Origin of the sequence: Sulfitobacter profundi (genome assembly GCF_042661425.1) — a bacterium.
Taxonomy (GTDB): Bacteria; Pseudomonadota; Alphaproteobacteria; order Rhodobacterales; family Rhodobacteraceae; genus Sulfitobacter; species Sulfitobacter profundi.
Genome location: NZ_JBHSWA010000001.1, coordinates 526,614 through 552,450 on the forward strand (window position 1 = coordinate 526,614; position 25,837 = coordinate 552,450).

Annotated in this window: 40 protein-coding genes; 10 read left to right on the forward strand and 30 right to left on the reverse strand. The window is 62.9% G+C overall.

Annotated elements, in window-relative coordinates; translation table 11 throughout:
- Position 1: 1 nt before the first annotated feature.
- From ACFQAU_RS02795 to ACFQAU_RS02930, 28 genes are all read right to left on the reverse strand, one after another.
- Positions 2-667, reverse strand: coding sequence for a hypothetical protein (locus tag ACFQAU_RS02795; RefSeq protein ID WP_132447030.1), 666 nt, complete (start codon positions 665-667; stop codon positions 2-4).
- Complete coding sequence (locus ACFQAU_RS02800; protein ID WP_386280388.1) at positions 667-2,460, reverse strand: hypothetical protein; 1,794 nt, start codon at positions 2,458-2,460, stop codon at positions 667-669. Before ACFQAU_RS02800 ends, ACFQAU_RS02795 begins: the two co-directional genes overlap by 1 nt.
- Positions 2,442-2,858 carry a hypothetical protein gene (locus tag ACFQAU_RS02805; protein ID WP_386280391.1) on the reverse strand — a complete coding sequence of 139 codons (417 nt, stop codon included), beginning with the start codon at positions 2,856-2,858 and terminating at the stop codon, positions 2,442-2,444. The genes ACFQAU_RS02800 and ACFQAU_RS02805 overlap by 19 nt, the downstream gene beginning before the upstream one ends.
- Positions 2,855-2,977, reverse strand: a complete 123-nt coding sequence (locus ACFQAU_RS02810; RefSeq protein WP_276321506.1) for a hypothetical protein — start codon at positions 2,975-2,977, stop codon at positions 2,855-2,857. Before ACFQAU_RS02810 ends, ACFQAU_RS02805 begins: the two co-directional genes overlap by 4 nt.
- A complete protein-coding gene (locus ACFQAU_RS02815; RefSeq protein WP_386280394.1) occupies positions 2,937-3,437 on the reverse strand; it encodes a hypothetical protein in 501 nt (166 codons plus the stop codon). The genes ACFQAU_RS02810 and ACFQAU_RS02815 overlap by 41 nt, the downstream gene beginning before the upstream one ends.
- Positions 3,437-3,856 carry a phage tail tube protein gene (locus ACFQAU_RS02820; protein ID WP_132447024.1) on the reverse strand — a complete coding sequence of 140 codons (420 nt, stop codon included), beginning with the start codon at positions 3,854-3,856 and terminating at the stop codon, positions 3,437-3,439. The genes ACFQAU_RS02815 and ACFQAU_RS02820 overlap by 1 nt, the downstream gene beginning before the upstream one ends.
- Positions 3,857-3,905: 49 nt before the next feature.
- The gene (gp17, locus tag ACFQAU_RS02825; RefSeq protein WP_132447022.1) at positions 3,906-4,316 is read right to left on the reverse strand and encodes a tail completion protein gp17; all 411 of its coding nucleotides are present in this window, start codon (positions 4,314-4,316) and stop codon (positions 3,906-3,908) included.
- A 24-nt stretch (positions 4,317-4,340) separates the two neighbouring features.
- Positions 4,341-4,706: a hypothetical protein gene (locus tag ACFQAU_RS02830; protein WP_386280399.1), complete on the reverse strand. Its 366-nt coding sequence runs from the start codon at positions 4,704-4,706 to the stop codon at positions 4,341-4,343.
- Positions 4,703-5,038 (reverse strand): head-tail adaptor protein, encoded by a 336-nt coding sequence (locus ACFQAU_RS02835; RefSeq protein ID WP_132447018.1) that lies wholly within the window; start codon positions 5,036-5,038, stop codon positions 4,703-4,705. Before ACFQAU_RS02835 ends, ACFQAU_RS02830 begins: the two co-directional genes overlap by 4 nt.
- A complete protein-coding gene (locus tag ACFQAU_RS02840; RefSeq protein ID WP_386283779.1) occupies positions 5,038-5,703 on the reverse strand; it encodes a head-tail connector protein in 666 nt (221 codons plus the stop codon). The genes ACFQAU_RS02835 and ACFQAU_RS02840 overlap by 1 nt, the downstream gene beginning before the upstream one ends.
- Positions 5,621-5,920 (reverse strand): hypothetical protein, encoded by a 300-nt coding sequence (locus ACFQAU_RS02845; RefSeq protein ID WP_132447014.1) that lies wholly within the window; start codon positions 5,918-5,920, stop codon positions 5,621-5,623. The genes ACFQAU_RS02840 and ACFQAU_RS02845 overlap by 83 nt, the downstream gene beginning before the upstream one ends.
- A gap of 105 nt (positions 5,921-6,025) precedes the next feature.
- Complete coding sequence (locus ACFQAU_RS02850) at positions 6,026-6,868, reverse strand: phage major capsid protein (protein ID WP_386280403.1); 843 nt, start codon at positions 6,866-6,868, stop codon at positions 6,026-6,028.
- A gap of 61 nt (positions 6,869-6,929) precedes the next feature.
- Entirely contained in the window at positions 6,930-7,289 is a 360-nt protein-coding gene (locus ACFQAU_RS02855) for a hypothetical protein (RefSeq protein ID WP_386280407.1), read from the reverse strand.
- 69 nt (positions 7,290-7,358) lie between these two features.
- Complete coding sequence (locus ACFQAU_RS02860; RefSeq protein WP_386280410.1) at positions 7,359-7,709, reverse strand: HK97 family phage prohead protease; 351 nt, start codon at positions 7,707-7,709, stop codon at positions 7,359-7,361.
- Positions 7,706-7,963 (reverse strand): HK97 family phage prohead protease, encoded by a 258-nt coding sequence (locus tag ACFQAU_RS02865; RefSeq protein ID WP_386280413.1) that lies wholly within the window; start codon positions 7,961-7,963, stop codon positions 7,706-7,708. The genes ACFQAU_RS02860 and ACFQAU_RS02865 overlap by 4 nt, the downstream gene beginning before the upstream one ends.
- Entirely contained in the window at positions 7,956-9,230 is a 1,275-nt protein-coding gene (locus tag ACFQAU_RS02870) for a phage portal protein (RefSeq protein ID WP_165935631.1), read from the reverse strand. Before ACFQAU_RS02870 ends, ACFQAU_RS02865 begins: the two co-directional genes overlap by 8 nt.
- An 8-nt stretch (positions 9,231-9,238) precedes the next feature.
- On the reverse strand, positions 9,239-10,900 hold the full coding sequence (locus ACFQAU_RS02875; protein WP_240791687.1) for a terminase large subunit: 1,662 nt from the start codon (positions 10,898-10,900) through the stop codon (positions 9,239-9,241).
- A 59-nt stretch (positions 10,901-10,959) separates the two neighbouring features.
- The gene (locus tag ACFQAU_RS02880) at positions 10,960-11,424 is read right to left on the reverse strand and encodes a hypothetical protein (RefSeq protein WP_132447004.1); all 465 of its coding nucleotides are present in this window, start codon (positions 11,422-11,424) and stop codon (positions 10,960-10,962) included.
- 136 nt (positions 11,425-11,560) lie between these two features.
- Positions 11,561-11,944: an HNH endonuclease gene (locus ACFQAU_RS02885; RefSeq protein WP_132447002.1), complete on the reverse strand. Its 384-nt coding sequence runs from the start codon at positions 11,942-11,944 to the stop codon at positions 11,561-11,563.
- 125 nt (positions 11,945-12,069) lie between these two features.
- Entirely contained in the window at positions 12,070-12,771 is a 702-nt protein-coding gene (locus tag ACFQAU_RS02890; RefSeq protein WP_132447000.1) for a hypothetical protein, read from the reverse strand.
- Positions 12,772-13,673: 902 nt separating this feature from the next.
- Complete coding sequence (locus ACFQAU_RS02895; protein ID WP_132446801.1) at positions 13,674-14,069, reverse strand: hypothetical protein; 396 nt, start codon at positions 14,067-14,069, stop codon at positions 13,674-13,676.
- Positions 14,066-15,895, reverse strand: a complete 1,830-nt coding sequence (locus tag ACFQAU_RS02900) for a DNA primase family protein (RefSeq protein ID WP_165935622.1) — start codon at positions 15,893-15,895, stop codon at positions 14,066-14,068. The genes ACFQAU_RS02895 and ACFQAU_RS02900 overlap by 4 nt, the downstream gene beginning before the upstream one ends.
- The gene (locus tag ACFQAU_RS02905) at positions 15,888-16,259 is read right to left on the reverse strand and encodes a toprim domain-containing protein (RefSeq protein ID WP_386280427.1); all 372 of its coding nucleotides are present in this window, start codon (positions 16,257-16,259) and stop codon (positions 15,888-15,890) included. The genes ACFQAU_RS02900 and ACFQAU_RS02905 overlap by 8 nt, the downstream gene beginning before the upstream one ends.
- Positions 16,259-16,642 (reverse strand): DUF7146 domain-containing protein, encoded by a 384-nt coding sequence (locus tag ACFQAU_RS02910; RefSeq protein ID WP_386280430.1) that lies wholly within the window; start codon positions 16,640-16,642, stop codon positions 16,259-16,261. The genes ACFQAU_RS02905 and ACFQAU_RS02910 overlap by 1 nt, the downstream gene beginning before the upstream one ends.
- A gap of 355 nt (positions 16,643-16,997) precedes the next feature.
- Positions 16,998-17,297: a hypothetical protein gene (locus tag ACFQAU_RS02915; RefSeq protein ID WP_132446805.1), complete on the reverse strand. Its 300-nt coding sequence runs from the start codon at positions 17,295-17,297 to the stop codon at positions 16,998-17,000.
- Positions 17,298-17,307: 10 nt separating this feature from the next.
- Positions 17,308-17,532 carry a hypothetical protein gene (locus tag ACFQAU_RS02920; protein WP_132446807.1) on the reverse strand — a complete coding sequence of 75 codons (225 nt, stop codon included), beginning with the start codon at positions 17,530-17,532 and terminating at the stop codon, positions 17,308-17,310.
- On the reverse strand, positions 17,529-17,726 hold the full coding sequence (locus ACFQAU_RS02925) for a hypothetical protein (RefSeq protein WP_132446809.1): 198 nt from the start codon (positions 17,724-17,726) through the stop codon (positions 17,529-17,531). The genes ACFQAU_RS02920 and ACFQAU_RS02925 overlap by 4 nt, the downstream gene beginning before the upstream one ends.
- Positions 17,719-17,997, reverse strand: a complete 279-nt coding sequence (locus tag ACFQAU_RS02930) for a hypothetical protein (protein ID WP_132446811.1) — start codon at positions 17,995-17,997, stop codon at positions 17,719-17,721. Before ACFQAU_RS02930 ends, ACFQAU_RS02925 begins: the two co-directional genes overlap by 8 nt.
- 245 nt (positions 17,998-18,242) lie before the next feature.
- Between ACFQAU_RS02930 and ACFQAU_RS02935 the strand changes: the two genes are divergently transcribed.
- The 9 genes from ACFQAU_RS02935 (at position 18,243) to ACFQAU_RS02975 (ending at position 23,373) form a co-directional block, all read left to right on the forward strand.
- Positions 18,243-18,623 (forward strand): helix-turn-helix domain-containing protein, encoded by a 381-nt coding sequence (locus ACFQAU_RS02935; protein ID WP_165935624.1) that lies wholly within the window; start codon positions 18,243-18,245, stop codon positions 18,621-18,623.
- Positions 18,624-19,347: 724 nt separating this feature from the next.
- Positions 19,348-20,418 carry a tyrosine-type recombinase/integrase gene (locus tag ACFQAU_RS02940; protein ID WP_132446817.1) on the forward strand — a complete coding sequence of 357 codons (1,071 nt, stop codon included), beginning with the start codon at positions 19,348-19,350 and terminating at the stop codon, positions 20,416-20,418.
- Positions 20,419-20,525: 107 nt separating this feature from the next.
- Entirely contained in the window at positions 20,526-20,798 is a 273-nt protein-coding gene (locus ACFQAU_RS02945) for a hypothetical protein (protein ID WP_132446819.1), read from the forward strand.
- A 70-nt stretch (positions 20,799-20,868) separates the two neighbouring features.
- Positions 20,869-21,021: a hypothetical protein gene (locus tag ACFQAU_RS02950; RefSeq protein ID WP_386280438.1), complete on the forward strand. Its 153-nt coding sequence runs from the start codon at positions 20,869-20,871 to the stop codon at positions 21,019-21,021.
- A complete protein-coding gene (locus ACFQAU_RS02955) occupies positions 21,018-21,299 on the forward strand; it encodes a helix-turn-helix domain-containing protein (RefSeq protein WP_132446821.1) in 282 nt (93 codons plus the stop codon). The genes ACFQAU_RS02950 and ACFQAU_RS02955 overlap by 4 nt, the downstream gene beginning before the upstream one ends.
- Complete coding sequence (locus ACFQAU_RS02960) at positions 21,300-21,584, forward strand: ASCH domain-containing protein (protein WP_132446823.1); 285 nt, start codon at positions 21,300-21,302, stop codon at positions 21,582-21,584.
- Positions 21,585-21,992 (forward strand): hypothetical protein, encoded by a 408-nt coding sequence (locus tag ACFQAU_RS02965; RefSeq protein WP_386280442.1) that lies wholly within the window; start codon positions 21,585-21,587, stop codon positions 21,990-21,992.
- A gap of 9 nt (positions 21,993-22,001) precedes the next feature.
- Complete coding sequence (locus ACFQAU_RS02970; RefSeq protein ID WP_206054344.1) at positions 22,002-22,361, forward strand: hypothetical protein; 360 nt, start codon at positions 22,002-22,004, stop codon at positions 22,359-22,361.
- A gap of 709 nt (positions 22,362-23,070) precedes the next feature.
- On the forward strand, positions 23,071-23,373 hold the full coding sequence (locus tag ACFQAU_RS02975) for a hypothetical protein (protein ID WP_132446829.1): 303 nt from the start codon (positions 23,071-23,073) through the stop codon (positions 23,371-23,373).
- Positions 23,374-23,456: 83 nt separating this feature from the next.
- On the opposite strand, the gene ychF is transcribed toward ACFQAU_RS02975, so the two are convergent.
- Complete coding sequence (gene ychF / locus ACFQAU_RS02980) at positions 23,457-24,554, reverse strand: redox-regulated ATPase YchF (protein WP_067623025.1); 1,098 nt, start codon at positions 24,552-24,554, stop codon at positions 23,457-23,459.
- A 59-nt stretch (positions 24,555-24,613) separates the two neighbouring features.
- Positions 24,614-24,805, reverse strand: coding sequence for a hypothetical protein (locus ACFQAU_RS02985; protein ID WP_067261693.1), 192 nt, complete (start codon positions 24,803-24,805; stop codon positions 24,614-24,616).
- 154 nt (positions 24,806-24,959) lie between these two features.
- On the opposite strand from ACFQAU_RS02985, the gene trpA reads away from it, so the two are divergent.
- Positions 24,960-25,751: a tryptophan synthase subunit alpha gene (gene trpA, locus ACFQAU_RS02990; protein WP_132446831.1), complete on the forward strand. Its 792-nt coding sequence runs from the start codon at positions 24,960-24,962 to the stop codon at positions 25,749-25,751.
- The last annotated feature ends 86 nt before the right edge of the window (positions 25,752-25,837 follow it).

The following is a 25,837-nucleotide window of genomic DNA, read 5'->3' on the forward strand; positions in this document are numbered from 1 at the left end:
GTCAGGGCCTCAGAGTTTGGCGGAATGCAAAAGACATGCCGCTGGTCGTATTGCCAAAGGTGACGCCGTAGCTAACCGACCCCGGCACCAAGACCGCCAGCATCGGCGGCCGGGTCAGGGTGACACCGCCGGAAATCGTGCCGGGCCGCACCAAGGGCTGCACCCGCATGAAAAAGGCTTGTGCCCCCTGGGCGTCGGCCGTTTGCCCCTGCACCACCTGGTGAAAGGCCCGGCGCGGGCCGCTGCCCTGGTCATAGGTGAATGACAAGAAATCGCCGGGCACCATGGCAAAGCCGGCCGGCAAACCCGACAGCTTAAGGCGGTGCGCGTTGGTCGCGTCCACCTCGGCAACGGTCGGGTTTGCCCCAGCCAAAAGCGTGCCGGCGGGATCAGACGCGGGGCCAATTTGGTGCGCCTTGGTCACCTCAAAAGACCGGCCCGGCGCTTCCAGGTCGGCCAGCACCGCCTGCACCTCGGCCGCGCGACGCTTGGGCATTGTGGCCAGGCGCATGGATCCCGCCCAAAGCGCCGGCGCCAGATCGGCGGTTAAAATTTCGCCGCCCGCAAGCCCATTGACCTGGCGCTGGCGATCCAGGCGAAAATCCACCTCTTGGATCGGCAGCGTATTGAAAAAATCGGCCAGGATGGCCGGTTGTGAATAGGCCATTAACCGATCCTCCGCGGGTCGCTGTTGATTTGCTTGACCGACCGCGGCAGCACAGATCGGTCATAGTGCTGCAACCCCTGGCTCACGCCGGTTTTCACCATTTCGGAAATCTCCGAATTGCCCCGCGCGCCCGACACCGAAACATTGATATTGACCGACCCGCCGCCGCCCGAACCCGCGGCCCCGCCGCCGCCCTTGGTATGGTCAATGACGCTTTCCTTGGGGTGCATCATGGCCAGGAACCCGCCCTTGCCATCCAAACCGCCGGCGCGGGGCGCATTGCCGGTATAGCCGCCACCCTCGAAATTGCCCGAAATCAGATCACCCAGGCCGGCGAAAACCTCAGAGCCGCCAAACAGGCCGGAAAAGGCGGATTGCGCCAATTGGTTGGCCAGGTTGGAAAAGAGGCTTGACAGCGCATCCCCGGCGCTGGCCGATCCGGTGACAATGCTGGCAAAGGTTTGCGCCGCGGCATCCTCCAGGGATTTGGCCTGGCGCGCGCTTTCCTGGAATGCGTCTTTAATTTTATCGACCCCGCCCGCGTAGTCCTTGGCGGAAATCTTGCCGGCATCGAATTGCGTTTTCAGGGCGTCCAGTTTCTCGCGGTAGCCCTCGGCGCGGGCCTCGTTTTCGCCAAAGGCTTTTTCCAGCGCCTTCACCGCGCTTTCATATTTCCGGGTGGCCGCGCTGGCCTCCTTTGCCGCCGTTTTCTCGGCCTCGGTCTTGCGGCTACGCCCGCCGCCGCCCGAGCCACCCGACCGGGCCGACCGACCCGAGCGCGACGGCTTTGGCGGCTCCCAATTTTCCAGGAATGAATCGGCCTCACGATAGCGCCAATCCTCAATGCTGCCCCCCATGGTGCGCGGATCGCCGCCGCGGCCCCCTTGCGGCGCCTCTGGCATCCCTTGCGGCCCCAGCTTGGCCAAGACCTGGGCGGTTTTCAGCGAAATGCCCAGCCACTCGGCCAAGCGGATCGCCTCAGAAACGGCCGGCGACAGACCGCCCGCGATATGCGCTGCATTTTCGGCCAGAGAAACCGCCGCCTCATCCGCCTGGCCCAATTCCTTGGCCATTTTGCGGGCCTGGTCCTCGGCCTGCGCCAACGCATCAATGACCAACTGGTCAATATCATCGCCGGCGCCCTGAAGGATTACCCGAATTTCGCTCAGAGCATCGGCCACACCGTGGAATTCCCCGGCCTCGCGCGCCAATTCCAGCTTTTCCTGCAACGCGTCCAGGCTTTGCAGCGTTTCAACGCTTACGCCCAATTCACTGCCCAGGCTGCCCATATCGGCCACCCGGCCCTCAACCGCCGCCAATTCGGCCTGCATTTCGGCAAATTGCGCCTTTAGGGCCTCGGGTATGCCCATGCCCGACAGCGCAATCATATCCATTTCGGATTTCAGCCCGGCGAGGCTTTCACGCATCGCCGCGGCCTCGGACTGGGCCGCCTCACTGCCCGCATTAACAATCGCCGCCCCTACGGTCCCAAAAACCTTATCGACCTCGGCCTGGAACCCGTCGCCCAAAGCCTTGTCCAGGACCGCCCCCACCGCCGATTGCGCCGCGCGCATTTCAATGTCAGCCAACGCATCGGCCAGGTTGCGGATTTTATCGGTTAGCGTGCCATATTTCTCGGCCAGATCATCCAAGCCGCCGGCGCTGGCGGTGGCCATGGCGGCCTCGGCCCGACCCAGGGCCGCCTCTGCATCCGCGACGTAATCGCCAAACACTTTGATTTTCTCGCCACTTTCCTCGGCACCGTCGCCCATTTTCAGTAAGAAAGCGGCCACAGGAATGCCGACCGCCGCGACCGTGCCCAAAAGCGGCGCGACAATGCCAAGCGCGCCCCCAAGGCGCCAAAGCCGCCAAACAATTGCGGCAACTGTTGCGCCAAGATGCGGGATTTATCGGTGCCCATTTCCATCTGCACAGCCATATCGCCTAGCTGCGCGCTGGTGTTTTGCAGCACAAATCGGCCCGAGCCGGACATGTTAACAAGACGGCCGAGGCCGGTGGCGCTGCCCTTGGCGGCCGTGCCCATCTTGTCAAAACTTTTGGCGGCGGTGCTCAACCCGCGGTTGGTGTTGCCGGCGAATTTGGAAATCAGCTTGTTGTTGCGATCCATCGCCCGCGTAAACTCACGGTCGCGCGCCGTCAGAATAATATTAAGCCGCTCTGCGTCGCTCATCCGTAAGCCTCCACCAATGCTGCCACCTCGGCCTTGCTCGGTGCATCCGCGCCGGGCTTGCCCACCTTGGCCTTGTCGTCATAGCCGCGCACAATCAGCAGCCAATCGCGCGGGATCATCGCCCGCACCTGGTCGGGCGTAATGCCCAAGGGCGCCGCGCTCCGCGCGATCCGCCTTACCCCCAGGCGCGGGCGGGGTCTTTTTTCCATCATCCCCCGCCACCGCGTCCTCGGGGTCACCGCCCCCGGCCTCGGCCGCATCGGGATAAAAGGCCACGCCGATCAGGGCCTGGGCCAATTGGTAAAGGCGCATATTGTGGTCAGGCCCCAGGCTTGAAATGAAGCGATCCGCCTCCGCGTCGCTCATGCCCGCGCCCACTAGGCCCAAGGCCACAAGGTCGCGCACCTGGCCCGTGGTCGGGCGCGCGGCCCGGCCAAAGAAACCATCCCACAATTGGAAAATGCCAAAATGGCGATCCTCGAAACGCTCGATTTCGTCGTTTGTCAGGATCATCGCGCGGGACGCGCCGGCCAATTGTTCGACCAGCCCGCCCCGCTTTGCTTGTGCAGCGATCCCCATTAGACCGCCGCGGTAAAGGTGATTTTTCCGGTGCTTTGCAGCGTAATGGAAAAGGTCATATCCTCGGCGCCGGTGTATTCCACATTAACCGCAAAGCGGCCCGCAAAGGCGCCAAGACCCGGCACAACCACCTGAAAATCATCTTCGGCCGCAGCCGACATGGCAATGGTCACCAGCCGCGCCTCGTTGGCACCTTCGACCAATTGGCCATCGCCCGACACCGACACCGATTTCACCCCGTCCAGGGTTTCGCGCCACATTTCGCCCTCGGGGGTCACCGGGTCGGGGGTGGTCACGTCAATGCGCTCATTATTGATTTGCAGGCTTTTGCTTGTCAGCCCGGCAAATGGCGTAAAAACGGGGATTGCTTCCCCGTCGCTGATTTTCAACAGCATCGCGCGGCCTTTTTGTTTAGCCATGTCTTATCCTTTCGGTTGTGGTGAATTGCGCCCCGCCTGGTGGCGCGCGTTAGGCGGCATCCATATGCGCCAGGGCAGCCAGGCGGCCGGTATAGGCCAGGCCATTGCCCTCGCGTTGGACTATCCAGGTTTGCACCTCGATTTCGGAAATGGTGAAAGGCGCCACGTCCAGCGCCTCGGGCCGGCGGTGCAAGGCCGCCGCGGCCGCACCGCAAATGGCCTGGGCCTCGGTCTTGCCAGCCGCGGGGCGGGTGCGGATCACCAGGCCCACTTGCACGGTTGCGCCGGTGGTCAGGTCGGTATCATCGCCCGCCACGTCCAGGGACGCGATTTGCAGGTAGGGCAAGGCCACTTGGCCCGGCTCATCCACCACCCGGCCGCCGATCAGCGCGGCCAGGGGCGCATCGGCCACCAAATGGGCCACCAGGGCCGCTTGCAGTGCGCCGGCATAATCAGCCATTGGTCACCTCTTTCACGGCTTTCTTCATCGCCCGCCGCATTCGGCCACGAAATTTCTTTTGCAGGTATTGCCGGGTTTGCCACATATACTTGTGCCCCTCGGTGGTGCCGCGGCGGCCCTTTTTCGGCCGTGCTCAATCGAATAGGCCCGGTCTTTATCCTCTTGCGGCGCATCGCTTGGGATCGCATAGACAATCCCGGTTAGGCCATCGTCTTTCAATTCCGAGTAGATATTGCCGCGGGTTTCATGGGTCACATCGGGCGCCAGCACATTGGCGATTTTCTCGCCTTCCTCGACATTGCGGCGCATGGCGGTGGCCAAATGGCCGCGCGCACTTTCGGGCAGCGCCTTTAGCTGGCGCATCAACTTTTTATCCCCGGTCACTTTCATGCCAGCCACTCCAGGCGCAACTCCAGCCAGGCGCCGGCCTCATCCACATGCGCCGGCGGGCTTACCACCTCCCAGGTCGCATTTAGCAAGGTGACCCGATCCGCGGCAGTGATCCCGCGCGCCGCGGCCGAATTGCGCAGGCGCAGCGTGCCGGTGCGGCGGCCCTCCATCCGGCCCGCCGCCAGGGCCTCACGGCCAAGGGTTTCGCGAAAATTTGCCCAAACCGTCAGCAGCGGCGCCCAGGTCGCGGGCGCAGGGTTTCCCATCCCGTCGCGGGCATCCTCATTGCGCCGGGCAAAGGCGGCGCGGTGGCGCAGGCGGCCAGCGTCCATCAGCCCACCAGACCGCGGCGGCGGCCCTCCATGATATGGCGCGCGCCCAAGGGCAGCTCAACCGCCTGGCCCTCCATGATGGCGGCGCGGTGGTTGTAATACTGGCCCGCGATCAGCGCCACGGCGGTGACAAGCGCCGGGTCGGCCTCCGCAGGCGTGGCGGCGCCCAGGGTATAGTCAATCTGCACCGCGCCGGGTTGCGCGGCCGGCCGCGGCCAAGACACCCCCGGCGCGGGCACCAGGCGCACCGGATCAATGCCCGCAACCAGGCGGCAATCCTCCGGCGGCACCTCTTGCCAGGTGCCGCCGGCACCCAACACCCGCAAGGCCACCAGGCCGGCGATGGGTGCGCCGGGCAGGATCACCTGGGCCGGCAAAATATCTAAGGTCAGGCGCCAGGTTTGGCGCAGGATCGCAACGCCAATGCCCTCGGGGCCGTCAATCATGGCAACGGCCGCGCGCAGAAACCCCTCAATCTCCAGATCTTCATCCGCGTGATCCACCCGCAGACGGGCCTTTAGATCGGCCACGGCAAGGGCAGCGCCGCTGGCTTGCTCAGAACAGAAACGCCGCCCCAGGTCATTAGGCGCCCGCCTTGTCAGCAGCGGCCGGCGCAGGATCGGCCGGCTTGGGATCGGCTGGCGCGGGGTCAGCCGGCGCAGGATCGGCGGGCTTTGCTTTGGCCTTTTTGGCGCGCGTTTTCTTGGGCGCGCCGGCAGCGGCGGCGGTTTCCACGCCATCGGCCTCGGCCGCACGCTTGATCGCCTCCAGCACCTCGGCCGAGGGCTGCACAATTTGGCCGGCTTTCAACATGCGGCCCGCCTCTTGCGGGGAAACTGCAATCTCAGCGCCGGCGGCCACATCGGTGCGCGCGACGGTCATTTTAACGGTAACTTTTTCCACGGGGTTTTCTCCAGGCTCAGGATTGCCCCGGCGCCAGGATCGGCGCCGGGGCGTTGCACGAATTATCGTGCTATTTGCGCGCGGTTAGACCGCGGGGTGCACCAGGGCTTTCACGGCGCGATCATCGGCCAGCGCGCCGTCAAAGCGCGTATAGCCAGCAATCCCCATGTTGGGCCAGAAGGTGGCGCCGCGATCCGTGCCAATCACCGTGCCGCCAATCTTGCGCACAAAGTATTTGCCAACATCGCCTGCAACCATGGACCGGGCGCTGGCGCCGATATCTGCCATGGCTTGGTTGATCGTCACCTTGGCCGACACCCGGCCCATTTTGATCCGGTCGCCTTCCTCGTTGAGAATATAGCGGCCGGTCGTGTCTTTCAGCTTCGATAGGGCCAGCGACGTGTTGTCATTCATCATCACGCCGAACTTGGGCGAGGTGCGGTAAGCCGGATCAACAGAATGCACCAATTCTTGGAATTCGTCGGTGGTGATCCCCGACAGGCTGGCCGCCATTTTGCCGACACCCGCCGCGGTGACAATGCCAACCGGCTCACCCGCGCCGGTGCCCACGGTTAGCTTATCGTTGGCGGTGCGGCCCAGGCGTTCGCCCAGCAACTCGCCCAGCAGGCTTTCCATGTTTTCCACCGACCCGGTAAGAAGCTGCAAAGACACCTTAATCCAAGGCGTGCTATACATGAAATCCTCAAGGGTCTTGCGGGTAAAGACCACATCGCCAGAGCCATCATTGGCCGGCGTGTCGCCCTCGGCAGCCTGTTTTGGCGCCCGGCCCGCGGTATCATCCACGCCAGGAATTGGAATAGTGCCCCCGCCGGGCGTGTGAATGACGGTCGCGAAACCTTCCGCAAACATCGGCCCCCAAGCGGCCATGGCTTTGACAATCGCCCGGTGCATTTCGTCGGGCACCAAAACCCACCCTCGGCCGGGGTGCCGGCGGTTTGCGCGCGGGCCTCGGCCTCAACGCGCTCAATCACCTTGCGGGCCTCGGGGTCCACCATGTGAATATCACCGCCGCGCCGCAACAATTCCTGAAACGCCTGGCGGTATTCCATCGGCGCAGGCGTGCGCGGGCATCGCCGGCACCGCTTTGGCCGCGGTGCTCGGGGCGGTTGCTTTCCTGGCCTTCCTCCAGCGACGCCAGGGCCGCGTCGGATTGCTCCAGCGCCTCGGCACGCGACAGCAGCCGGCCGGCCTCGGCCATCATAGAATTAAACTCGCCCTCCAATTCGGCCGCGCGGGCCTCGGGCGTTTTGTCGGTGATTTCGTCCAGCTTTGCGCGGGCTTCGGTCACCAGGCGGGCGCGCTTTTCGCGCAACTCTTTAGGGGTCATGTCTTAACCTTTCATCGGGGGTTGATTTGTGAGGGACGCGCCAGGGCGGCGGCCCGGTCTTAACGGGCCTTAGCCCTCTTGCAGTACAAGCTGCATCCGCATCCGACGCTGGCGCGCCGTTTGGGTCTCTTGGCCTTCGGCCGAGGCGCGGGCGGCCTCCAGGCTGCGCAAGGCAATTTCGGTGCCGGCATAGGCCGGCCGGGTGACCAGGGCCACGTCGCGCAATTCCGCGATGCGCTCAATCGTGCGCAGGGGCATATCGCCGCTTTCGTCCCAGGTCTCTTTCTCGACCCGAAAGGAAAATGACATTTTATCCATATCGCCGCGGCGCATTTTGGCGATCACCGCCGCCGCCTCGGGGTCGCTTGGGTCCAACACGGTTTCGACGTGCAGCCCACGCGCATCCACGGTCAATTTCAAGGTGCCGCTGGTGGTGCGCGCCAGGGGCAGCCCCTCATGGTTAACCAAAAAACGCAATCATCGCCCAGCCGGCCGTCAAAGGCACCGGGCGCGATCATTTCTTGGAAATAGCCGCCAATGTCGGCGCGCTCGTTAAAAATCGCGGCATAGCCCGCCACGGCCACGCCCGCGCCATCCTCGGCCGCGCGGATTTCCAGCGGGGCAGATACAGCAAAGCGGCTTTCCACCGCGGCGGCGGTTTGGGTCTTATTCATCGGGATTTCCTTTTGGTTGGGTTTCGCCCTGGGCCAGCGCGGCCACCGGCGCCATCGCACCTTGCATAAACAGCACGTCACCGCCGGCCAGCGCCGGGCGGTTGTCCATTTCGCGGGCTTCGTTTGGCGTCATCTGGCCGCTGGCAATCCGTTTGGATAGCGCATCGGATCGGCTCAACAGATCGCCGCGCAGGATCGCATCCAGGCTTGTTTCCAGATAGAGGGGACCGGCCGCGCGGCCAAATAGCTTTAGATTGGCCTCGGCCTCCCAGGCTTTGACCCAGGGCGACAGAACATGTTTGACCAATTGCAGGTCTTGCTGTTCGACATTGCTAAAGGTGCCATGGCTTAGGTCTTGCAGGAACGCCGGCGGCATTTGATAGATGCGCGCGAATTCCTCGACCAGCAGCCGCTTGACCTCAACCATTTGCATTTTCTCAGGGTCAAAGCCAAGCGGGTTCAGCGTGTGGCCATCGGGCAGCGCCAGAGCGTGGCCGCCTTCATTGGCCAGTTTTGCCACCGCCTGGGTCAGATCGGCCGAGGCGCGCCCGGCGCCGTCCGCGGTGCGCATCGGGCCGGAAATGGTAAAGGGCGGGATGCCGCCCTGGTCAAAGAATTTGGCGCCGTATTTGGTCACCGCTAAGGCCAGGGCCACGGTTTTGGCGTTGCTGGCAATCGGGCCGCGGGCGGTCAGGCGGGTGGCGCCCGGCATAAACGCCAGGTCTAAGATATCGGCGGCGCGGTAGGTTTTGCCGCGCGGTGATCCGTCGCGGTAAAAATAGGTCAGCCGGCCGCCCGCGCTTTGCAAGGTGACCTTGGCCACCTCCAGCGGCCAAAGGTTGAGCGGATCGCCGCGGCCATTGCGCTCAATCCAAGACACTTGCCGGCCGGCCGTGAATGTATCGCCCCAGGCCGATTGACGCCAGGCAAAGGCGGTTGTTTCATCATTGGCCGCGCCGTTGAGCAAGGCCGCCAGCGGGTGACCGGATACCGCTTTGCGCCCGCCATCCGCCTGGCGCTCATACACTTTCACCGGCAGGCTGGCCAAGGTGCGCGACAGGAAATTGACGGCCGACCAAATCGGGGTCAGCCCCAGGGCACTATCAATCGTGACCGGCTCAGAGGTGGCGCCATCCATCATCCCCAGGAAAGACACCAGCGCCGGGTTGCTCTGCACCATGGTCGGCAGGGCCGCGTCGCGGGCCTCGGGCACCGGGGCGACAGCGGGGGCCTTTTCGGCGCGGCGGATAAAGGGAAAGCGCATCATAGGGCCTTTCATTGTGCCGCCAGAGAAAAGGCGGGATCATCCCAGGGCGAGGCGCTATCGCCCTCGGCCTCGGGGTTGCGTGACATGAGCGTGAAAGCGTTCAAAAGCCCAATCACGGGATCAATCTTGGCGCGGCCGGCGGCCGCTTTGGTGACCGTCACGGCGCTGCCCCGTTGCTCAATCTTGGCATTGCCCATGGCCCAGGCCATGATCCCTTGCCGGGCATGGCGCAGCGTGCCGTCTTGCAATTTGCGCTCGGCACCGTGAATGGCCGGCGTCAGGCGCGACCCTTGGCCCACAGCCACCAATAGATCGCCCTCTAGACCCTGGGCCGCCAACTCATCCACCAAGGCCGCGACCCCGTAGGGGTCCAGGCCGATGGCATGGGCGGCCGGAAACAACCCGCGGGCGGAAACCTGGGCCAGAAGCCCCGCGACCTCGCGCAGGTCTTGCGTGGGGTCGGTCAAAATAACCAAATCGCCCTCGGCCTCAAAATCCTTAAGCAAGGGCGCGATATCTTTGCGGCGCTCCAGCACCAATTCAGAGCACCAAGCCCGGCCCCAATGCAGCCAGCGTTTTGTCTCGACCTCTCGGCCGATCAGGCCAAGACCCAGCAAATCGTCCAGCCCGCCGCCGTCAATCCCCGCGGTCACCACTTCGCAGCGGTCCAGGAATTCCTCCAGCGTGTAATCCTCACCCGCCGCCGGCCAGAAATCCGCCGCAATCCAGCCTTCGGCATGTTTGCCCATGCCCAACTGCAAATTCAGGTGTTGCGAGGCCCACCGCAATTCCTCATCGGGGCCTTTCTCCAGCGCTTTGCGGTAAAGCCGCATGAGGCGGTCAATCGTTATTGAGCGGCCCAGGTTGGGCAGCACAAGAGGCCAATATTTCGGATCGCGCCAAGGCTTTTCCGGGTCAATTTGCACCGCCTCGGGCAACTCATAGAGCACCGGCAGCAGGTTGCCGTCTTTCACATCGCCATCGCGCACCCGGCGGGCATAAGTCAATTCAGACCGAAACACCCCGCGCGGCGGCTCATCGCTTTGCGTGGTGATGAACAGCAGCAGGCTATCGGGGCGGGTAATCATCCCGCCGCGGATTTGCCCCAGCACCCGCTGCGCGTGGGCGTTACTGCCCAAAACGTGCAATTCGTCAATGATGCACAAAACCGGAATGGACCCGGTGACCACCCGCATATCAAAGGCTTTGATTTTCAGCGTCGCACCGGTCACCCGGCAGGTAATTTTCTTTTCGTGGTCGGCCACATGGAAACGGTCGCGCAGATAGGCCCGGCCGGTTTCGGCGTCCTCGGGGTCAGCGTCAATCATGCCCTTGGCTTGGCGGAAACAGGTATCCGCGATTTCCTTGGTCGGGCCGATTATTAGCATTTCGGCGCCGGGGGTCTTGTTAAGCAACATGGCCGTCAGGCCAAGCGCCGCAGAATTGGTGGTTTTAGAGTTTTTCTTGGGCACCAGGCAAAAGATTTCGCCCACCGCCCTTTCCCCGGTGACCGCATCGGCCGAGCCAAAGGCCGCCCCCACCAAAGACCGGAACCAATCGCCGCAGGCATCGCGCATGAGCGGCTGGCCGGCCACATCGGGCAGGCGCAAGTTGTCAAAGACCCCAACCGCACGGGCCACCGCCTCGGCGTCCAGGTCAAGATCGGCCATGGGCGGCCGGCCATCCTCCAGCCGCGCCAGCCAATCGGGGCAGGCGAAATCAAAGGGCATCAGTTTAGCAAGCTGCCCCAGCTAGAGGGCGGGGTTTGCGCGGCCTGGTCTAGTTGCTCTTTCTTGCCCAGTTTTTCGGGGGCCTCGGGGTGATCCTCGGGGGCCGGCGGGGGCGTAGCCCTGCCCTTTTCGGTCATGCTCAACACCTGGCGCACGGCCGTTAGCTTGCCATTGCGCATTTGGCGCACCAAAACTTCCAGGGCTTGGCCTTCGATCAGATCGGCGCCGGCCTGCAACTCTCGGGAAAAATTATTGCGCAGGGTCTTAATATCGCAGCGCAAATAAGCGGCAATGCGCGCCTGGCTCCAGCCCGCGGCCTTTAAAGTAGACACAAGCAACTGATTTTCTTCTGTTTTCTTGTATTGTGGCCGCCCCCATCTTTCGCGAATTTGGTCATTTGGCGCGCCGAACATATCAACCGAAAAGGGATCAGCCGGCTTGGCTTCGGATTTCGTCTTAACCATGGGAAAAAAATCTCCGCATTGTAGGGGGTCGGGTTCGCGGCCCCTGGCCGTTCTAGGGATCGACCCCACCCCTCCCGCCAGAGCGGGGCACCGGGCAGCATAGCCGAGGCCCAGGGGGTGGCGGCAGATCGGCCCGCTATCTTGGGGCCAGGGCGGCCGCGGCGCGCTCCTGGCGTTGCTTTTCGCTATCGTGCCAGGCTTTGCTTACCGCCTGAAGGTTGGCCAAATCCCAAAACAAGGCCAAGTTGCCATCGGGCTTGTTGATATGGTCAATCACCGGGCTATCGGCCGCCGGATACTGGCCCACCAGCAAGATGCCAGTTTGCCGGCAGGTCCAGCCGTCGCGCTCCAGCACCTCCAGCCGCGTTTCGCGCCAGCGTTTGGTGCGGTAGAGCCGGCGCAGGTTGTTGCCCTGCACCCGCGCCCGATCACGGGCACGCTCGGCATCCTCGGGCGTGGCATAGCCAACAGCAAGAGGCGCGGCCGCCAAGCGGGGCGGCAGGCTCGACAGGCGGGGCATGGGATATCCTTGGGCGGGCACGCAATGGGGGCCGGGGCGCATCCGCCGCCGGCCCCCTCGGGCACAGTTATCAACCGTTGAAAGAGACAATCACCGGCCCGACACTAACGGTCAAGCCTTAGCAATCAATGGCCCAATGATTTTGCAACCCGGTCCAAGACCTCCAGCGCGGCCAGGCGCAGGGCGCGGGTATGTTTGGAATGCTCGGGCCAGCCATGCCGGGCCAGGATTTCCGCCAGGCTCAACCCATCCGAACAAAGCCCGAGCACCAAGGCAATCGCCTTAATAGGCTGGCGGTTGCCGCGCTTGCGGCGCACCGGCAGGGCCAGGGTTTCCTCGCCCCTGGTGATCCGCCCAAAGGTGGAAATCTCCCATTCATTGGCCGCCGCTTCAATGATCCGCCAGCGCGCGGCCAGCCGGCAACGTGTCGTCGCCCCGCCATCCGACAGCGCCGCCTTAGTGTCGCCGCCCAGCCAATCCGCACCGCCGGCGCCACTCAACCGCTCAACCACATCGGCCACCAGATCAGCCGCCACCCGGCGCGGATCGGTCAAGGCCAGATCGCCCAGGATCGGCGCCAGATTGCGCGGCAGGGCGCGCCGGGCGGTCTTATAGCCCAGCGGGGTTTGCGGCCCGCGAAAGTCCTTAACCACGCCAAGCCGCACCGGATCAGCCCCAAGGCCGAGGGGCGCGCGTGCGCCGTTGTCGCGGTATCCCTGGCGCCGGGCACAGGCCGCCGCGATCAAGCCCGCGTTGACCGTGCCCAAGTATCGGGCCGCAGCGCCGGCGTCAGGGTCAACAATTGGGGCGCGGTTGTAATCATCCATTTGGGCAAACCTTTCAATATCTGGTGGCCCCACATTAGCACGCCGCACGATATAGCGTGCAAGCCTTAAAATCATGGGATTAACAGGACTAGACGGGATCAACACGGGACTAGAGAAAACAGGCTTAAATCATTGATAACAGGTCATTTATCTAACTTTATGGGATTAATGGGATCAATATTTACAACCTATATGTGAAAGAGATTTGACCCTTGGCCCCCCGCACCCCCTTTTGTGTATATAGGGCCAGCCCCTCAATATTAGTCCCTCTAATCCCGCCGGGCCTAATGGGCAGCGCAAGACCCTGAATTTTCGCCCCAATTTTCGCCGCCTCTCCCATTTCGTTGGTCCCGCGCAGCGTTTTAACGGGATTAGCGAAAGTCATTTCAGCTTATAGGGGGCCGGGGGTTGGGGGTTGGGCCGAGGAATCGGCCGGCTTTGGGGCGCGCGCGCCCGACCCCCGCCCGCCTCGGCACTCCCGCCGCGCCCAAATCGGACGGCGCAGGGGCGCTAAGGGCGCCGCGGGCGCCCGGCCAGGCCGCGGCAGATTTGCATGGGGTAGGATAGGCGGTGCCGGCCCTAGTCGGGCCGGCGTTGCGGCGCGCACGGCGCCGCTCAGGCGTCAGTCAAAGAGACTGCCCTGGCCACCTTCAACAGAGGGCCGCGCAGGGGTCAGGGTCGCCACGGGTGCGGCCGCCTCACGCGCGCGCTGGAACGGGTCCAAAGCGGCCGCGCGCCGGGCGCGGGCCGCCGCGCGGCAATCAGGGTTTTCACAAGACCGCAGCGCCCGCTGGCCGGGCTTCAAAGACCGCAAGCCGGGGGCGCATAGCCAAAAGGCGCAATCGGCGCCCGGCAGATATCGCACGGCCCAGGGGCGCGGGGCGCCGGCTTCTTAGGGGCGCTCATGCCTGGCCGCCGCGATGCGCGCGCCGCAGCCGGCGGCCCGAATGGCGCTTGCGCAGCCGGCGGGCACGGCGCAGCTTGCGCAGGTTATCCGCGTTGTAGATCGTCGCGCCGTGGCCCTCGACAATGACCGGATAAAACGCCCCCTCGGGCAAGATCACGCGCACCACCCGCGATTGCGGGCAGATCGCGAATACTTCGGCCACCAGATCATCGCGGCGCGCCACCAGGGCTTGCTCCACCGCCCATTTCAACAGATCACCATGCACCGACACCACCCCGCGCTCTTGCGCCCGCTGGCCAAAATGGCTTTGGCACGGCTCGGCCGGATCGGGCACCCGGCGGGATACCCCCGCCGCCCAGGCCAGCACCGCGGGCAGAAACGGCCCGATCATCCTTTGCGCCCCGCACCGGCGCGGATTTCCTCGCCATATTTGGCGATGCGGTCGCGGGCCTCTTGGCTCAACTCAATGCCGAAATAGCCCGTGTCGCTTTTCTTGCCCCATCGCATCATGCGGCCGCCTGGGCCTTTCATGGTGGCCGAGCGCGCTTTGATTTGGTTGGCCACGGTGCGGCGGCCCCAAACACTTTCCCCACGGCCCAGCAAAAAGGCGTTGAACCCATCGGCCAGGTCGCGGCCCGAGGTGAAGGCGCCAGGATCGGCTGACCAGGTGCAATCCTCGGTCAAGAATACGCGCAGCGGGTCGCTATCCTTGCGGTATTCCTCGGTGGCCGCGCGCACCGCGTCGGGCACGCCCAGGCCAAACTCCAGATATTCCAAACAGCCCTCGACCAGCCAGGCAAAGATCCCCGCGCGCTCTTCCCAAAGCAGCGCCGGCAGGTCTTTGTTCACGTCTGCATCGGCAATCTGCACGTCGAATCCCACCAGCAAAATACGCCGCCAAATTCCATCATCCCCGCCGCGGATTTCGGGCTTGTGGTTGCCGGAAATGGTCAGCTTGAATTCTGGTGTAATCTCCACAAATTCCTGCATCATCCGGCGAATTAGGATGGCTTCGCCGCCGGTCAGAGATTTAACCAAAGCCTCTTTCATCCGCTGGCCTTGTTCCGGCTCAGAGGCCCGCACCATCCGCGCGCCGGGCAGGCGCACCAGATCGGGGGTGGCATCACTGCCCTTGCGTTGTTCCGATCCGGTCAGGGTTTCAATGGGCACCGTGGTGCCATAGTCGGCAAAGATTTTTGCCAGGATATCCACCAGCGTGGATTTACCGTTGCGCCCACCGCCAAAGAGAAAGGCCAGGCATTGCTCAGAGGTCAGGCCGGTCATGGAATAGCCAAACCACCGCTTGAGAAACCCCCGCATGATCGGGTCAGGCTGCACCGTCTCCAAAAACGCATCAAAGGCGGGCCGCGGGGCGGCCGGATCATAAGGCGCGCGCATCATCTTGGTAATGCGATCCCCGCGCGCGTGATCGTCAAGGCGCACCGATGCGCGATAGATCGGCCGTTTTGTCCAGCCGGCCTCATGCTCATCCTGCACCCGCGCAAACCGCAACACGCCGTTTTCACAGCAGACCGCCAAGGGGTCCACGTTTAGATCATGGATGGCGGCCGCCAGGCCCACCCGGGCCTCTTTCAGCATGTTTTCAATCTTGCCCGAATTGCCGGAATTGACCGCCCAAGCCTCATGTTTGCGCCGCTTGGCGCCCAGGGCCTTCTCGGCCGCCAGCCCGGCCTCGCGCATCGGCTCCATTTCCTCCATTTGGGCCAGATCGTCGTCGCTTGCGGTGCCCTTGTATTTGTCGCGCGACAAACGGTTATAATCGCGCTTTTTCAGCTTCCAAGCCTCCAGCGCGGCCATTTGCCAATCCTCCAGCACCAGGCACCCCGCCTCGGCATTGATTAATTGGCCGAGGTCTTGCGCATCGCGCCGCACGGTTATTTCATCTTCATCCGCTTCCCAACGCTGGCCACCCCAGCGAAACCAGCCGAGGCGCGGGACAAACAGCATGTCCTCGCCATAGTAGATTGCCAGGCGGCGGCCGTTGCCAAAGTCATTGAGCGGCAACGCGGCGGCCTTTTCCTGGTCGGTCAACTCGGCCGGGGCCTCGGGATCGGTAGGGGCCTGCCCCTCGGGCAGCGCGCAATCGCCCGAGATATCGTGCATGTCGGGCAAGCCTTCGGCCTCGGGTTCCCGATCCTCGCCCGCGTCCCTCATATCCGCGTCAATTTCGATTTCTTGCATATCGTGGTCAATCATTGCCAAGTTCCGTTTTTTGTTTTTGCAGTAGATCATTGAAATCCTGCCCCTCGGGGGCAGGCAGGATCGCCAGGGGCAGATCAGGGTAATGTGCACGGGCGCGCCGCAGCCCGCTTTGCAGCTTGGCCGCGGTGCTCTTGGGGTCGCTATCGCCGTCTTGCAGAAAGACCAGGCGCGACGGCCGGGCCGGCGGGACAAAGGCGGCGGCATCATCGGCCGGATCGGGGCGGCCGGAATGCCTTTGGCCCGGCACCCGCAACTGGCGGCCGGCCATATTGCCAAGATCAACCCCAGCCCAGAGCACGGCCCCCGGCACCAGGTCCAAGACGCCGGCAGATAGCGTGGTTTCAATCCCCTCTCCCATCACCAGGGGACGGTCGGCCGCCAGCTTGCCAAAACGGATTGAGCCGCCTTTTTTGATCCGCGCACCAGCTTGGCCGGCATCGGGGCGCCGTCGCGGTCGAATATCTCGGCTTTGCGCCCCTCGGGGGTCAAATAGGTTTGGTGCACCGCCGCGACGCGGCCCGCGCGGTCCTGCACCGCCGCGATCATACAGGGGCCGCGGTGATCCACCTTTGCGCTTATGTAGCGATGCGCGGGCAAAAACCGCAGCGTGAAGGGCCAAGGGTCCAAGCGCAGGCCACGGCCGGCCAGATACACCTCGGCCAGCGTGCCGGCGCCGGGCAAGGCGCTATTCCAAATATCACGGGCCTGGGCGATGGCCTCGGCCCGTTTGCGCTCGGCCACCTGGCGCCGCGCCTTTTCACGGGCCGCGGCCTCTTGCTCACGGCGCCGGCGCTCGGCCGGATCGCCGGCCGCCTCACCCCCAGCAAAAACGCCAGGGCCGCCTTGAAATCGCAGGCTTGCACAAATTGCACCAGGTCCAACGTATCGCCGCCCATATCGCATTGCCGGCAAACCCACACATTCAAATCAGGGTTGAGGGCAAAGCGGTTTGGGGCGCGCTTGCCACCATCGCCGCAGATCGGGCAGGCGCCCACATGTTCGCGGCCCTCGGGGCGCAATCCGGCGGCCAGGCCCAGGCGGGCGGCCACCTCCAGCACCGGCAGGGCCTTGGCCTCACCAGCACGGCCCGCCGCGCTCACGCCGCGCGCCGCGGCAGCGGCCCTTGATACTCCGACAGCATGTGCCGCAGCCTTTGGCGCAGGGTCAGCGGCCCCAATACCGGCTCAGACCAAGGCGCCACAATTTCGACCGGGCGGCCCTGAAGGTTCGCCGCGTCGACCAAATCCGACAGGTCACCGCCAAGGGCGCGGGGCGTGCCGTCCTCCAGAATGATTTCGTGCATGTCAACCATGGCGCCCTCGACCATCAACACCGCGCGCAAGCGGTGCCGGGTGACCGGCTCCAAAGTGAGAATTAGAGGCAAAACATGGGGCATGGGGTTTCCTTTATTTACGGGTCCAGCGGTCGCATTTGCTGGCGCTTTTCATCGGGTGGCGCGCGGCACGAAATATCGTGCAACCCCCGCAAGCCGCTTGGCGCAATGCGCCGTCAAAATGCGCACAGGTGCCGCAGATGCGGCGCAGGTGCAGCTTGCAGGTTGGGGAAAGGGGGTTTTCATTATCCTTGCGGCCAAGATAGCCGCGCGTCGCAAGGTCATGGTCAGCGATCATGCCCGATTTCCTTTTTTAGAGGCCACGGCAATCCGCAGCATGTGATCGGCCGGCAAAACCGCCGGCGCGTCGCGCATCAAGCGCAGATAGGCGGCCACAATGGCCGGCAACAGCGCCGCGGCCGAGGTGCCGGCAGCCTCGGCCATACGCTCAACCTGGGCACGGTCCTGGCGGGACAATGGCAAATCAGTCATGTGCGACCACCGGCGGCAGCGCCACGCCCCGCGCACGGGCCTGGGCCACCAGACTCGCATGGATACGCGCAGCATTGCCCAGGCGAATATCCTGGCTCGGACCAGCGAGGAATTGCTGGATTGAGTTTTTGCCCAAATCCAACTCGCGCGCCAGGGCCGTGGGGGTCAGCTCTAATGCGGCAAGCGCGGTGGCCGTCCAGGTGCGAAACTCGCCAGCCGTTGGCAAGCTAAAGACCGCCAGCGCCGGCGCGATCGGTGAAATATTTGACATGTATTTTCCTTGCAAAATGCCTGTTTAACCGGGCGCAGCGTGTTATCCGCTACTAAATGCGCCCCGTTTTATAGGGATCGCACGCTATATCGTGCGATGCAAGACAAAATATTGCGGTTTGCGGGCGCCCTTAAAATGGCTTGGATAAACAAGGCATTGCACCTCGTTTCTTTACCAATCCCGCTTTAATGTGCTAATGCCGATAAAAGGGGGCAATGCACGCCCCCCAAAGAAAGGGACAAAAGATGCAACAAGAGATTGCACGAACTATAGAAAAGGCGATCCCCGTAATGATCGAAAAACCGACCGATCCGCGAATTGATATTGCGCGCCGAAACTTGCGGATACTTTGCGCGATGCGGGAAACCAATTTTTCAGAGGTGGCGCGGCAAGCCGGATTAGGGCGCAACGCGCTTTCACAGTTTTTAGGCGGTAAGTCAGCCTTAACTTATCCAAACATGCTAAAGATTTGCGACGTGCTCCGGGTGCCAATCGGCCTTTTGCATCGCCCTGAGCCGATCACCGAACAACGGATCAGGCTTGCGCGCATCTTGGAAAGATTGCCCGACCACCTGGCCAGCGAGGCGATGACCCAGGCGTCAAAATGGAATGATGAACGGGACTAGAAACCACAGCGGCCGGCGCTGGCTCTAAAGCCTCCAGCCGGTCGCACAACTCGGCCAATTCGGCCTCACTGGCCCCCGCGGCCCCGGCCAATATTCTCCGCTCAAATTCCCGCATAAATCTGCCTTCCGTTTCTATAGCCAGGACAAAAAGACCCGGCCACCTGCATTGGAATCGGTTTTAATCTGACAAACCGACCCGATGCAACGGGATATTTTTATTGCCAACGCCCGTTTTATCGTGCTAATCCACGTCAGACAGCAATTGCACGAGGAACAAATGGAAAACTACACCCCCTAGAGGCCCGCCCCGTCTATCGCCACGTTTACCGTTTTATGACATGGGCAGAGCCGGCGTGCCGCGCCTTGACCGTGTTTTTCTTAACCGTCTTTATCGGCCGGCTGGTCGCCGTTTGGTCGGGCTTGGTATGATCGCGCACCCGCTAACCCCGCCGCGGGTGCCGGCGGCCAAAGCCCCCGAGGCACCCGCGGCGCCGGCCCCTTATATCTCGGCCGCCGAGGCCCCCGAGGCACCCGCGGCGCCGGCCCCTTATATCTCGGCCGCCGAGGCCGTCACATGGCTGCGCCGCTTTGGCATTCAAACCAGCCGGCAGGGCGTCGCCGCGTTGCGCCAAACCGGCCGATTGACAGCATTGGCCGCCCGCGGCCGCATCCGTTATCTATACCGGCCCGAGGATCTTCTGGCCGCCTTCCTGGAGGAAACCAAATGCCCCTCAAACTCACGAAACGCGGCGACACATACCACATGCAAGGCACCGTCGCGGGCCAGCGCATTCGCGAAAGCACGGGCGCGCGCCGCCGCGCCCAAGCCATCGAAATTGCAAGGGCACGCGAACAAGAAATCATCGACCGTGCGACGCTTGGACGGCGCGCCACAATAACCTTTGCCGAGGCCGCCCTGGCCTATATGGACGCCGGCGGCGAGGCGCGGTTTTTGGACCCGATCCTGGCGCACCTCGGGCCAGATTTCCTGCTAAATGATTTGCACAATGACACGCTTGGCGACCTCGCCCGCGCGATCTACCCCACGGCCGCGCCGGCCACCGTGCAACGCCAGCTTGTCGCGCCGTGCTCGGCCGTTTACAACGCCGCGGCCGCCAATGGCCTGGCCGATCCCCGCAAATTCCAAAACCGCGGCAGCGACAATAAACGGTTGCGGTGGCTCACCCCAGCCGAGGCCGAGGCCCTACTGGCCGCCGCCGATCCGCACGCGCTGCCGATCCTGGCGGCGCTTTTAGGCAGCGGTGCACGGGTTTCGGAAATCCTCGCGGTTGAGGCCCGACATTTCCACACCGAAACCGGCGAGATTTGGCTACCCGACACGAAAAACGGGCACCCCCGCATGATCGAACTTGCCCCGCGCGCCCTGCGCCTTGTGCTGGCCAGCAACCCACCCGAGGCCGGCCGGGTATTCCTCACCCCCAAGGGGCGGCCCTACATCATCGGTGACAACCGCGGCGGCCAGATTAAGGGCGCCATGGACAAGGCCGCGGCGGCGGCCGGGCTGGAGGGCATCACCCCCCATGTGCTGCGCCACACCTGGGCAACTTGGTATTACGCCGCCACCCATGATTTTGGCGGGCTACTCGACAAGGGCGGCTGGCGCAAATCCGACATGGCCAACCGCTACCGGAAAGCCGCCCCGCGCACGCTGGCGCGCGACCTCTTGGCGGCCGGTTGGGATTTCCGCGGGCAATCCGGCATTGTGCCCCAGGATACCCCCGAGGCCCCCGCCTGGCGGCCAGACCTGCGCCAGATCGACGGCGGCGCCGCATAATAAATCCCGATAAATCGTGCATTGCCCATTGACCACAGGGGCGACTGCCCCTATTCTCTATCTTGTCAACAGGGGCACCGCGCCCCGCCAAACAAAGGAAAGCGACAATGCAAATTTTCACCGACACGACCGCACCCGCCGCCAACGCCAACGACGCCCCAAAGCCGGCCATGCGCCAATTTGAAGCCGGCAAGACCTACTCGACCCGCTCGATTGGTGACCACAATTGCATCATTTCCGTGACCGTCGCGCGCCGCACTGCCAAAACCATTATCACCAGCGAGGGCAAGCGCCTGCGCGTTTCGCCCGGTTGGGCCGGCGAGGCGGAAACCGTCAAGCCCTGGGGCCGGTATTCCATGTGCCCCGTTATCACCGCCTAAACCCTATCGCCCCGGCAAAGCGCCGGGGCAGAACCCAAGAAAAGGAAACCCCATGACACCGCCAAATGAATTGAAAGACCTCATGCGACAGCTTTTCTCAATCAGCATTGAAGAAGCGCAAGGCGGCCTAGAGGAAACCGCCCTTAGATCGGCAGTTGAGGCCCTGCGCCAGATAGAAAAACGCGCAAAAGCGGCGATGCAATCCGCCGCGGCCAGCGCATGAGCCGCCCGAGCCTCACCCCCGAGGGCCTGCGCGCCGCGCGCCAAGCCCTGGGCCTCACCCAAGCCCAGCTTGCCACCATGCTTGACACCGACGCCCAAAGCGTGCGGCGCATGGAAATGCCCCAGGACGCCAGCACCGCGCGCCAGCCCGGCCCGCGCGCGGCGCGCCTGGTGGCCGCCTACCTCGACGGCCACCGCCCCGACGATTGGCCAGACACCGGGCGCGATCAATATTGCGACGAATGCGGCCGAGAACTGCGCATATCGGCGGGCCAGTAAATGGCGGCCCTCCACCTACCCCTAAAGGCCCTCTACTTTGACCAGATCAAGGCCGGCACCAAGGCCGAGGAGTTTAGGCTTGTAACGCCGTACTGGACCAAGCGGCTGGCCGGGCGCACCTTTGACCACATCGAACTAACGAAAGGCTACCCGCCGCGGGGCGATCAAAGCCGCCGCCTGATAAGACCCTGGCGCGGGCTTCACCAAACCACAATCACGCACCCGCATTTTGGCCCCGATCCGGTGACCGTCTATGCGATCCGCGTCAATCCACAGGAGCCCTAAATGAGATGGAATGCAAAAGACCCCCTTCGCGTGCAAACAGGCTTTGCTCTATTTGGCGCAACTATGGATGATGGCACCTTTATTCTATGGGAACGCTTCCATTATCGAATTTGGGGCAATGGCTATCAAGAGGCTTGGGCCTGGGGCACCCCGAACCATCGCGCCCAAAAGGACCACCACCGCCGAAACGCTAAAACCCAACCCAAAGGAAACCACATGGCCCATTTTGTACTCACCCCCGAACAAGCGCAAACCACCGCCGACGCCCTGAGAAATTATGCAGCCGATTACCGGCGATATATCAAGTGCACCAGCCCGGCCGATGCGACGGCCGAGGAATTGGCGGGCTATGAACGCCAGGCAGCCGATCACATGGCAATTGCCGAGATTTTCGACCCGACCAGTTAGCCCCACCCCTTGACCGCGCCGGCCGCCACCCCGACAGTCACCCCGTTTCAGAAAGGATACACAATGCGCAAATTTCTAGCCCTGGGCCTCTTGGCCGGCTGCACCCAAATGACGGATTTTTACCCTGAGGCCCAGGTGGTCGAAATCCAGGGCCGGGCCTTTTTCGTCGCCCCTCGGCCAGCAAATGGGCCGGGTGTCTATTTCGCGGGGCCAAATGATCCAGCCGGCGCCGAGGTGTTTTTGGGCGCCGGCATGGCCTTGCCGGCCGCTAACGTCGCGGCGATTGAAGCGGTGACCGGCTGCCCGGTCCTGCGCGAAACCGTCAAAAACCAAACCACTGGCACCACCTTTGCCGCGGTGGCCTGTTAGGGGTCGGCCCAACCACCACCAAGGCCCCAAGGCCCGCCCCAGGATCGGGGCGGGCCTTTTGCATTGCAGGGCAGCGCCCGAGATACCGCGCGGCACAGGATCGCGCCCGCGTGCCAGGACCAGCGAAACGGGGCGCGGGGCGTCACTTCTCAAATTGGCACAAAACTGACACAAGCCGAGGCGTCTATAAGTGAAAGCGCCTTATTTTATGGGGTTTATGTGAAACGCGGCGGCCCTTAGCAGGGGAGCGCCTTCGACCACTCGGCCACGTCTCCGTCGACCCGTTTAGAGAGGTCGCGCCCGGGTGACAAGGCGAAATTCACAGGTATTTCTGCATTTTTCTAGGTTGGTTTCTTTTCATCTGGCTGGCGTGCGAGGCCGAGCCGCCGTGAAGCGCGCTTGGTCGTGCTGCTTTGCAGAAAGATGGCTGTTGCGCTGCTTTGTATGAGGCCGTTTCCCGGGCATGGGGAGCGGCTGTAGCAACTAACACAGGAGCGTGAATGACTTGTGAAACGCCGCGGCAATCACGATAACCAATTGAAATATAACATATATCTCCGCGAAAACCGATCCCTGCGCCGCTCAAATGCCCCAGATCGCACCCAATCTCGCTGCAGGGGCGAAACTTTCATGACCGGACACCCGTTACTTCACCACAAACGATGACATCGCAATGACGCGATTTAAGAGAAAACCAAAGGAACACATTATGAAACTTATTATGACCACCGCCGCCGCCGCTTTGATTTCCACCGCTGCCGTTGCCGACAACTCCACCCGCTACAACGACATTTTTCTCAACACCTCGGTGACTGCTGAGACAGCCGATGTCTATGGCAACAATGACCGCATGCGGAACCCGAACGCTTCGACCAGAGCGAATGACATCATGCTGAACACCGCCGACGCCGATAAGAACCGCGACACCGTGATGAGCACGCGCAACGCCCTGCGCAGCCCCGGTGAAGGCTATGTCTACGGTGGCTTTGGCCCGGGCAACGACAGCAAATAAGCTGTCACCTCCCGCAAAAAAGCCCGGCAGCGCAAGCTGTCGGGCTTTTTTGTTGGCAGGGTCAAAGACCCCTGCGAAATCGATCAGGTGTTGAACAGGAAGTGCAGCACGTCACCGTCTTTGACGATATAGCTTTTGCCTTCGGCGCGCATCTTGCCCGCCTCTTTCGCGGGGCCTTCCCCGCCGAGGCCTACGAAATCATCATAGGCGATGGTTTCGGCGCGAATGAAACCTTTCTCGAAATCGCCATGGATAACGCCCGCTGCTTTGGGCGCCGAGGTGCCGGTTTTGATTGTCCAAGCCCGTGCTTCCTTAGGACCAACGGTGAAATAGGTCTCAAGATGCAAAAGCTCATAGCCCGCGCGGATCAGACGGTCGAGGCCAGCTTCTTTCAAGCCCATTTCTTCGAGGAACATCTCGGCCTCTTCGGCCTCAAGCTGGCTGATTTCCTCTTCGATCTGGGCAGAGATCACCACGTGCGAATTGCCCTGCGCTGCGGCCATCTCGGCCACTTTGGCGGAATGGGCGTTGCCCTCGGCGGCCTCGGATTCGCCCACGTTACAGACGTAGAGCACCGGCTTTGTGGTCAGCAATTGCAGCATACGCCACGCTTTGGCGTCGTCTTCGTCGACCTCGACCACACGCGCGGGGTTGCCAGCTTCCAATGCTTCAAGCGCCATGCGCATTAGACGCTCCTGCTGCACCGCTTCCTTGTCCCCGCCGCGCACTTTGCGCACGATGTTTTGCAAACGCTTCTCGATGCTTTCAATGTCGGCCAGCATCAGTTCGGTGTCGATGGTTTCGGCGTCCGCCACCGGGTCCACGCGGCCTTCGACATGGGTCACGTCGCCGTCTTCAAAGCAGCGCAGCACATGGGCGATGGCGTCGACTTCGCGGATGTTGGCGAGGAACTGGTTGCCCAAGCCTTCGCCTTTCGACGCGCCCTTCACCAGACCAGCAATATCGACAAAGGTCATGCGTGTTGGGATGATGCTTTTCGACTTGGCGATTTCGGCCAGCGTGTCGAGCCGCGCGTCGGGCACGGCCACTTCGCCGACATTGGGCTCGATCGTGCAGAACGGAAAATTCGCCGCCTGTGCCGCTGCGGTGCGGGTCAGCGCGTTGAAAAGGGTCGATTTGCCGACGTTCGGCAGACCGACGATGCCCATTTTGAAACCCATGACGATACCCCTATAAAAGCTGCGCGTGTGTTAGGGGTAGCGGGCGCAAAGCGCAAGGCTCAGCGCGCGCGGCGGTCTTGATGCGCCTGATAGATCAAGATCCAAGCCAGCAGGATAAACATCGGATGTGTCAGCCCACCTGAAAAGATGATCGCGGGCAGCCAGATCAGGAAGACCACGATGGACAGGATCGGCCGACCGATCAACAGGATCGACAGCGGCGGCAGGAAAAGGGCGAGTACATAGTTCATGCGCCATGAGATAGGCGGCTTTCGGAAAAATGGAAGGGCGCGGCCTGCCACGCGCCCCTGATAGGGGAATTTTGCCGCCCCCTGCCCCACGGTGGATTGATTTTCACCGCGACATTCGGCATTGCCGAGGAAAGCACCAAATGAGGCAAGCCACATGACCCGTATCGACGCCAAATTCGAAGACCTCCGCGCCCGCGGCAAAAAGGCGTTTGTGTCCTATGTGATGGCCGGTGACCCGGATTTTGATCGTTCGCTAGAGATCGTGCGCGGCCTGCCCGCCGCCGGGGTGGATATCATTGAGCTTGGCCTGCCTTTCACCGATCCAATGGCCGACGGCCCGACGATCCAGCTTGCCGGACAACGCGCCCTTGAGGCAGGCATGACGCTGGCCCGCACACTGGAAATGGTCCGCGCTTTCCGCGAGAATGACGACACGACCCCGATCGTGCTGATGGGCTATTACAACCCGATCTATTCCATGGGTGTTGAGAAATTCCTAACCGAAGCCAAAAACGCCGGGATCGACGGGTTGATCGTGGTCGACCTGCCGCCCGAAGAAGACATCGAACTGTGCTTGCCCGCGCAGGATGCCGGTCTGAACTTCATCCGCCTTGCCACGCCGACCACGGATGACAAACGCCTGCCGCGCGTGGTGCAAAACACCTCTGGCTTTGTCTACTACGTCTCAATCACCGGCATCACCGGCTCGGCCGAGGCGAATGCCGCGGATGTTTCGCCCGAGGTTAAGCGCATCCAAAAGGCCAGCGGCCTGCCCGTGATCGTGGGCTTTGGCGTGAACACCCCTGAAAAAGCCCGCGCCATCGCCGAAGTGGCAGACGGCGTGGTGATCGGTTCGGCCATCGTGAACCGTATCGCCAATGGCGACAGCCCCGAGGATGTTTTGGCCTTCGTCAAAACGCTCGCCGACGGCGCGCATTCAGCGTAAACCCCTTCGCCTCAAGCAATGACCAAAAGCCCGCGCTGCCCCACTGGCCGCGCGGGCTTTTTCATTGCTGCGGCCTTCCCAATTGC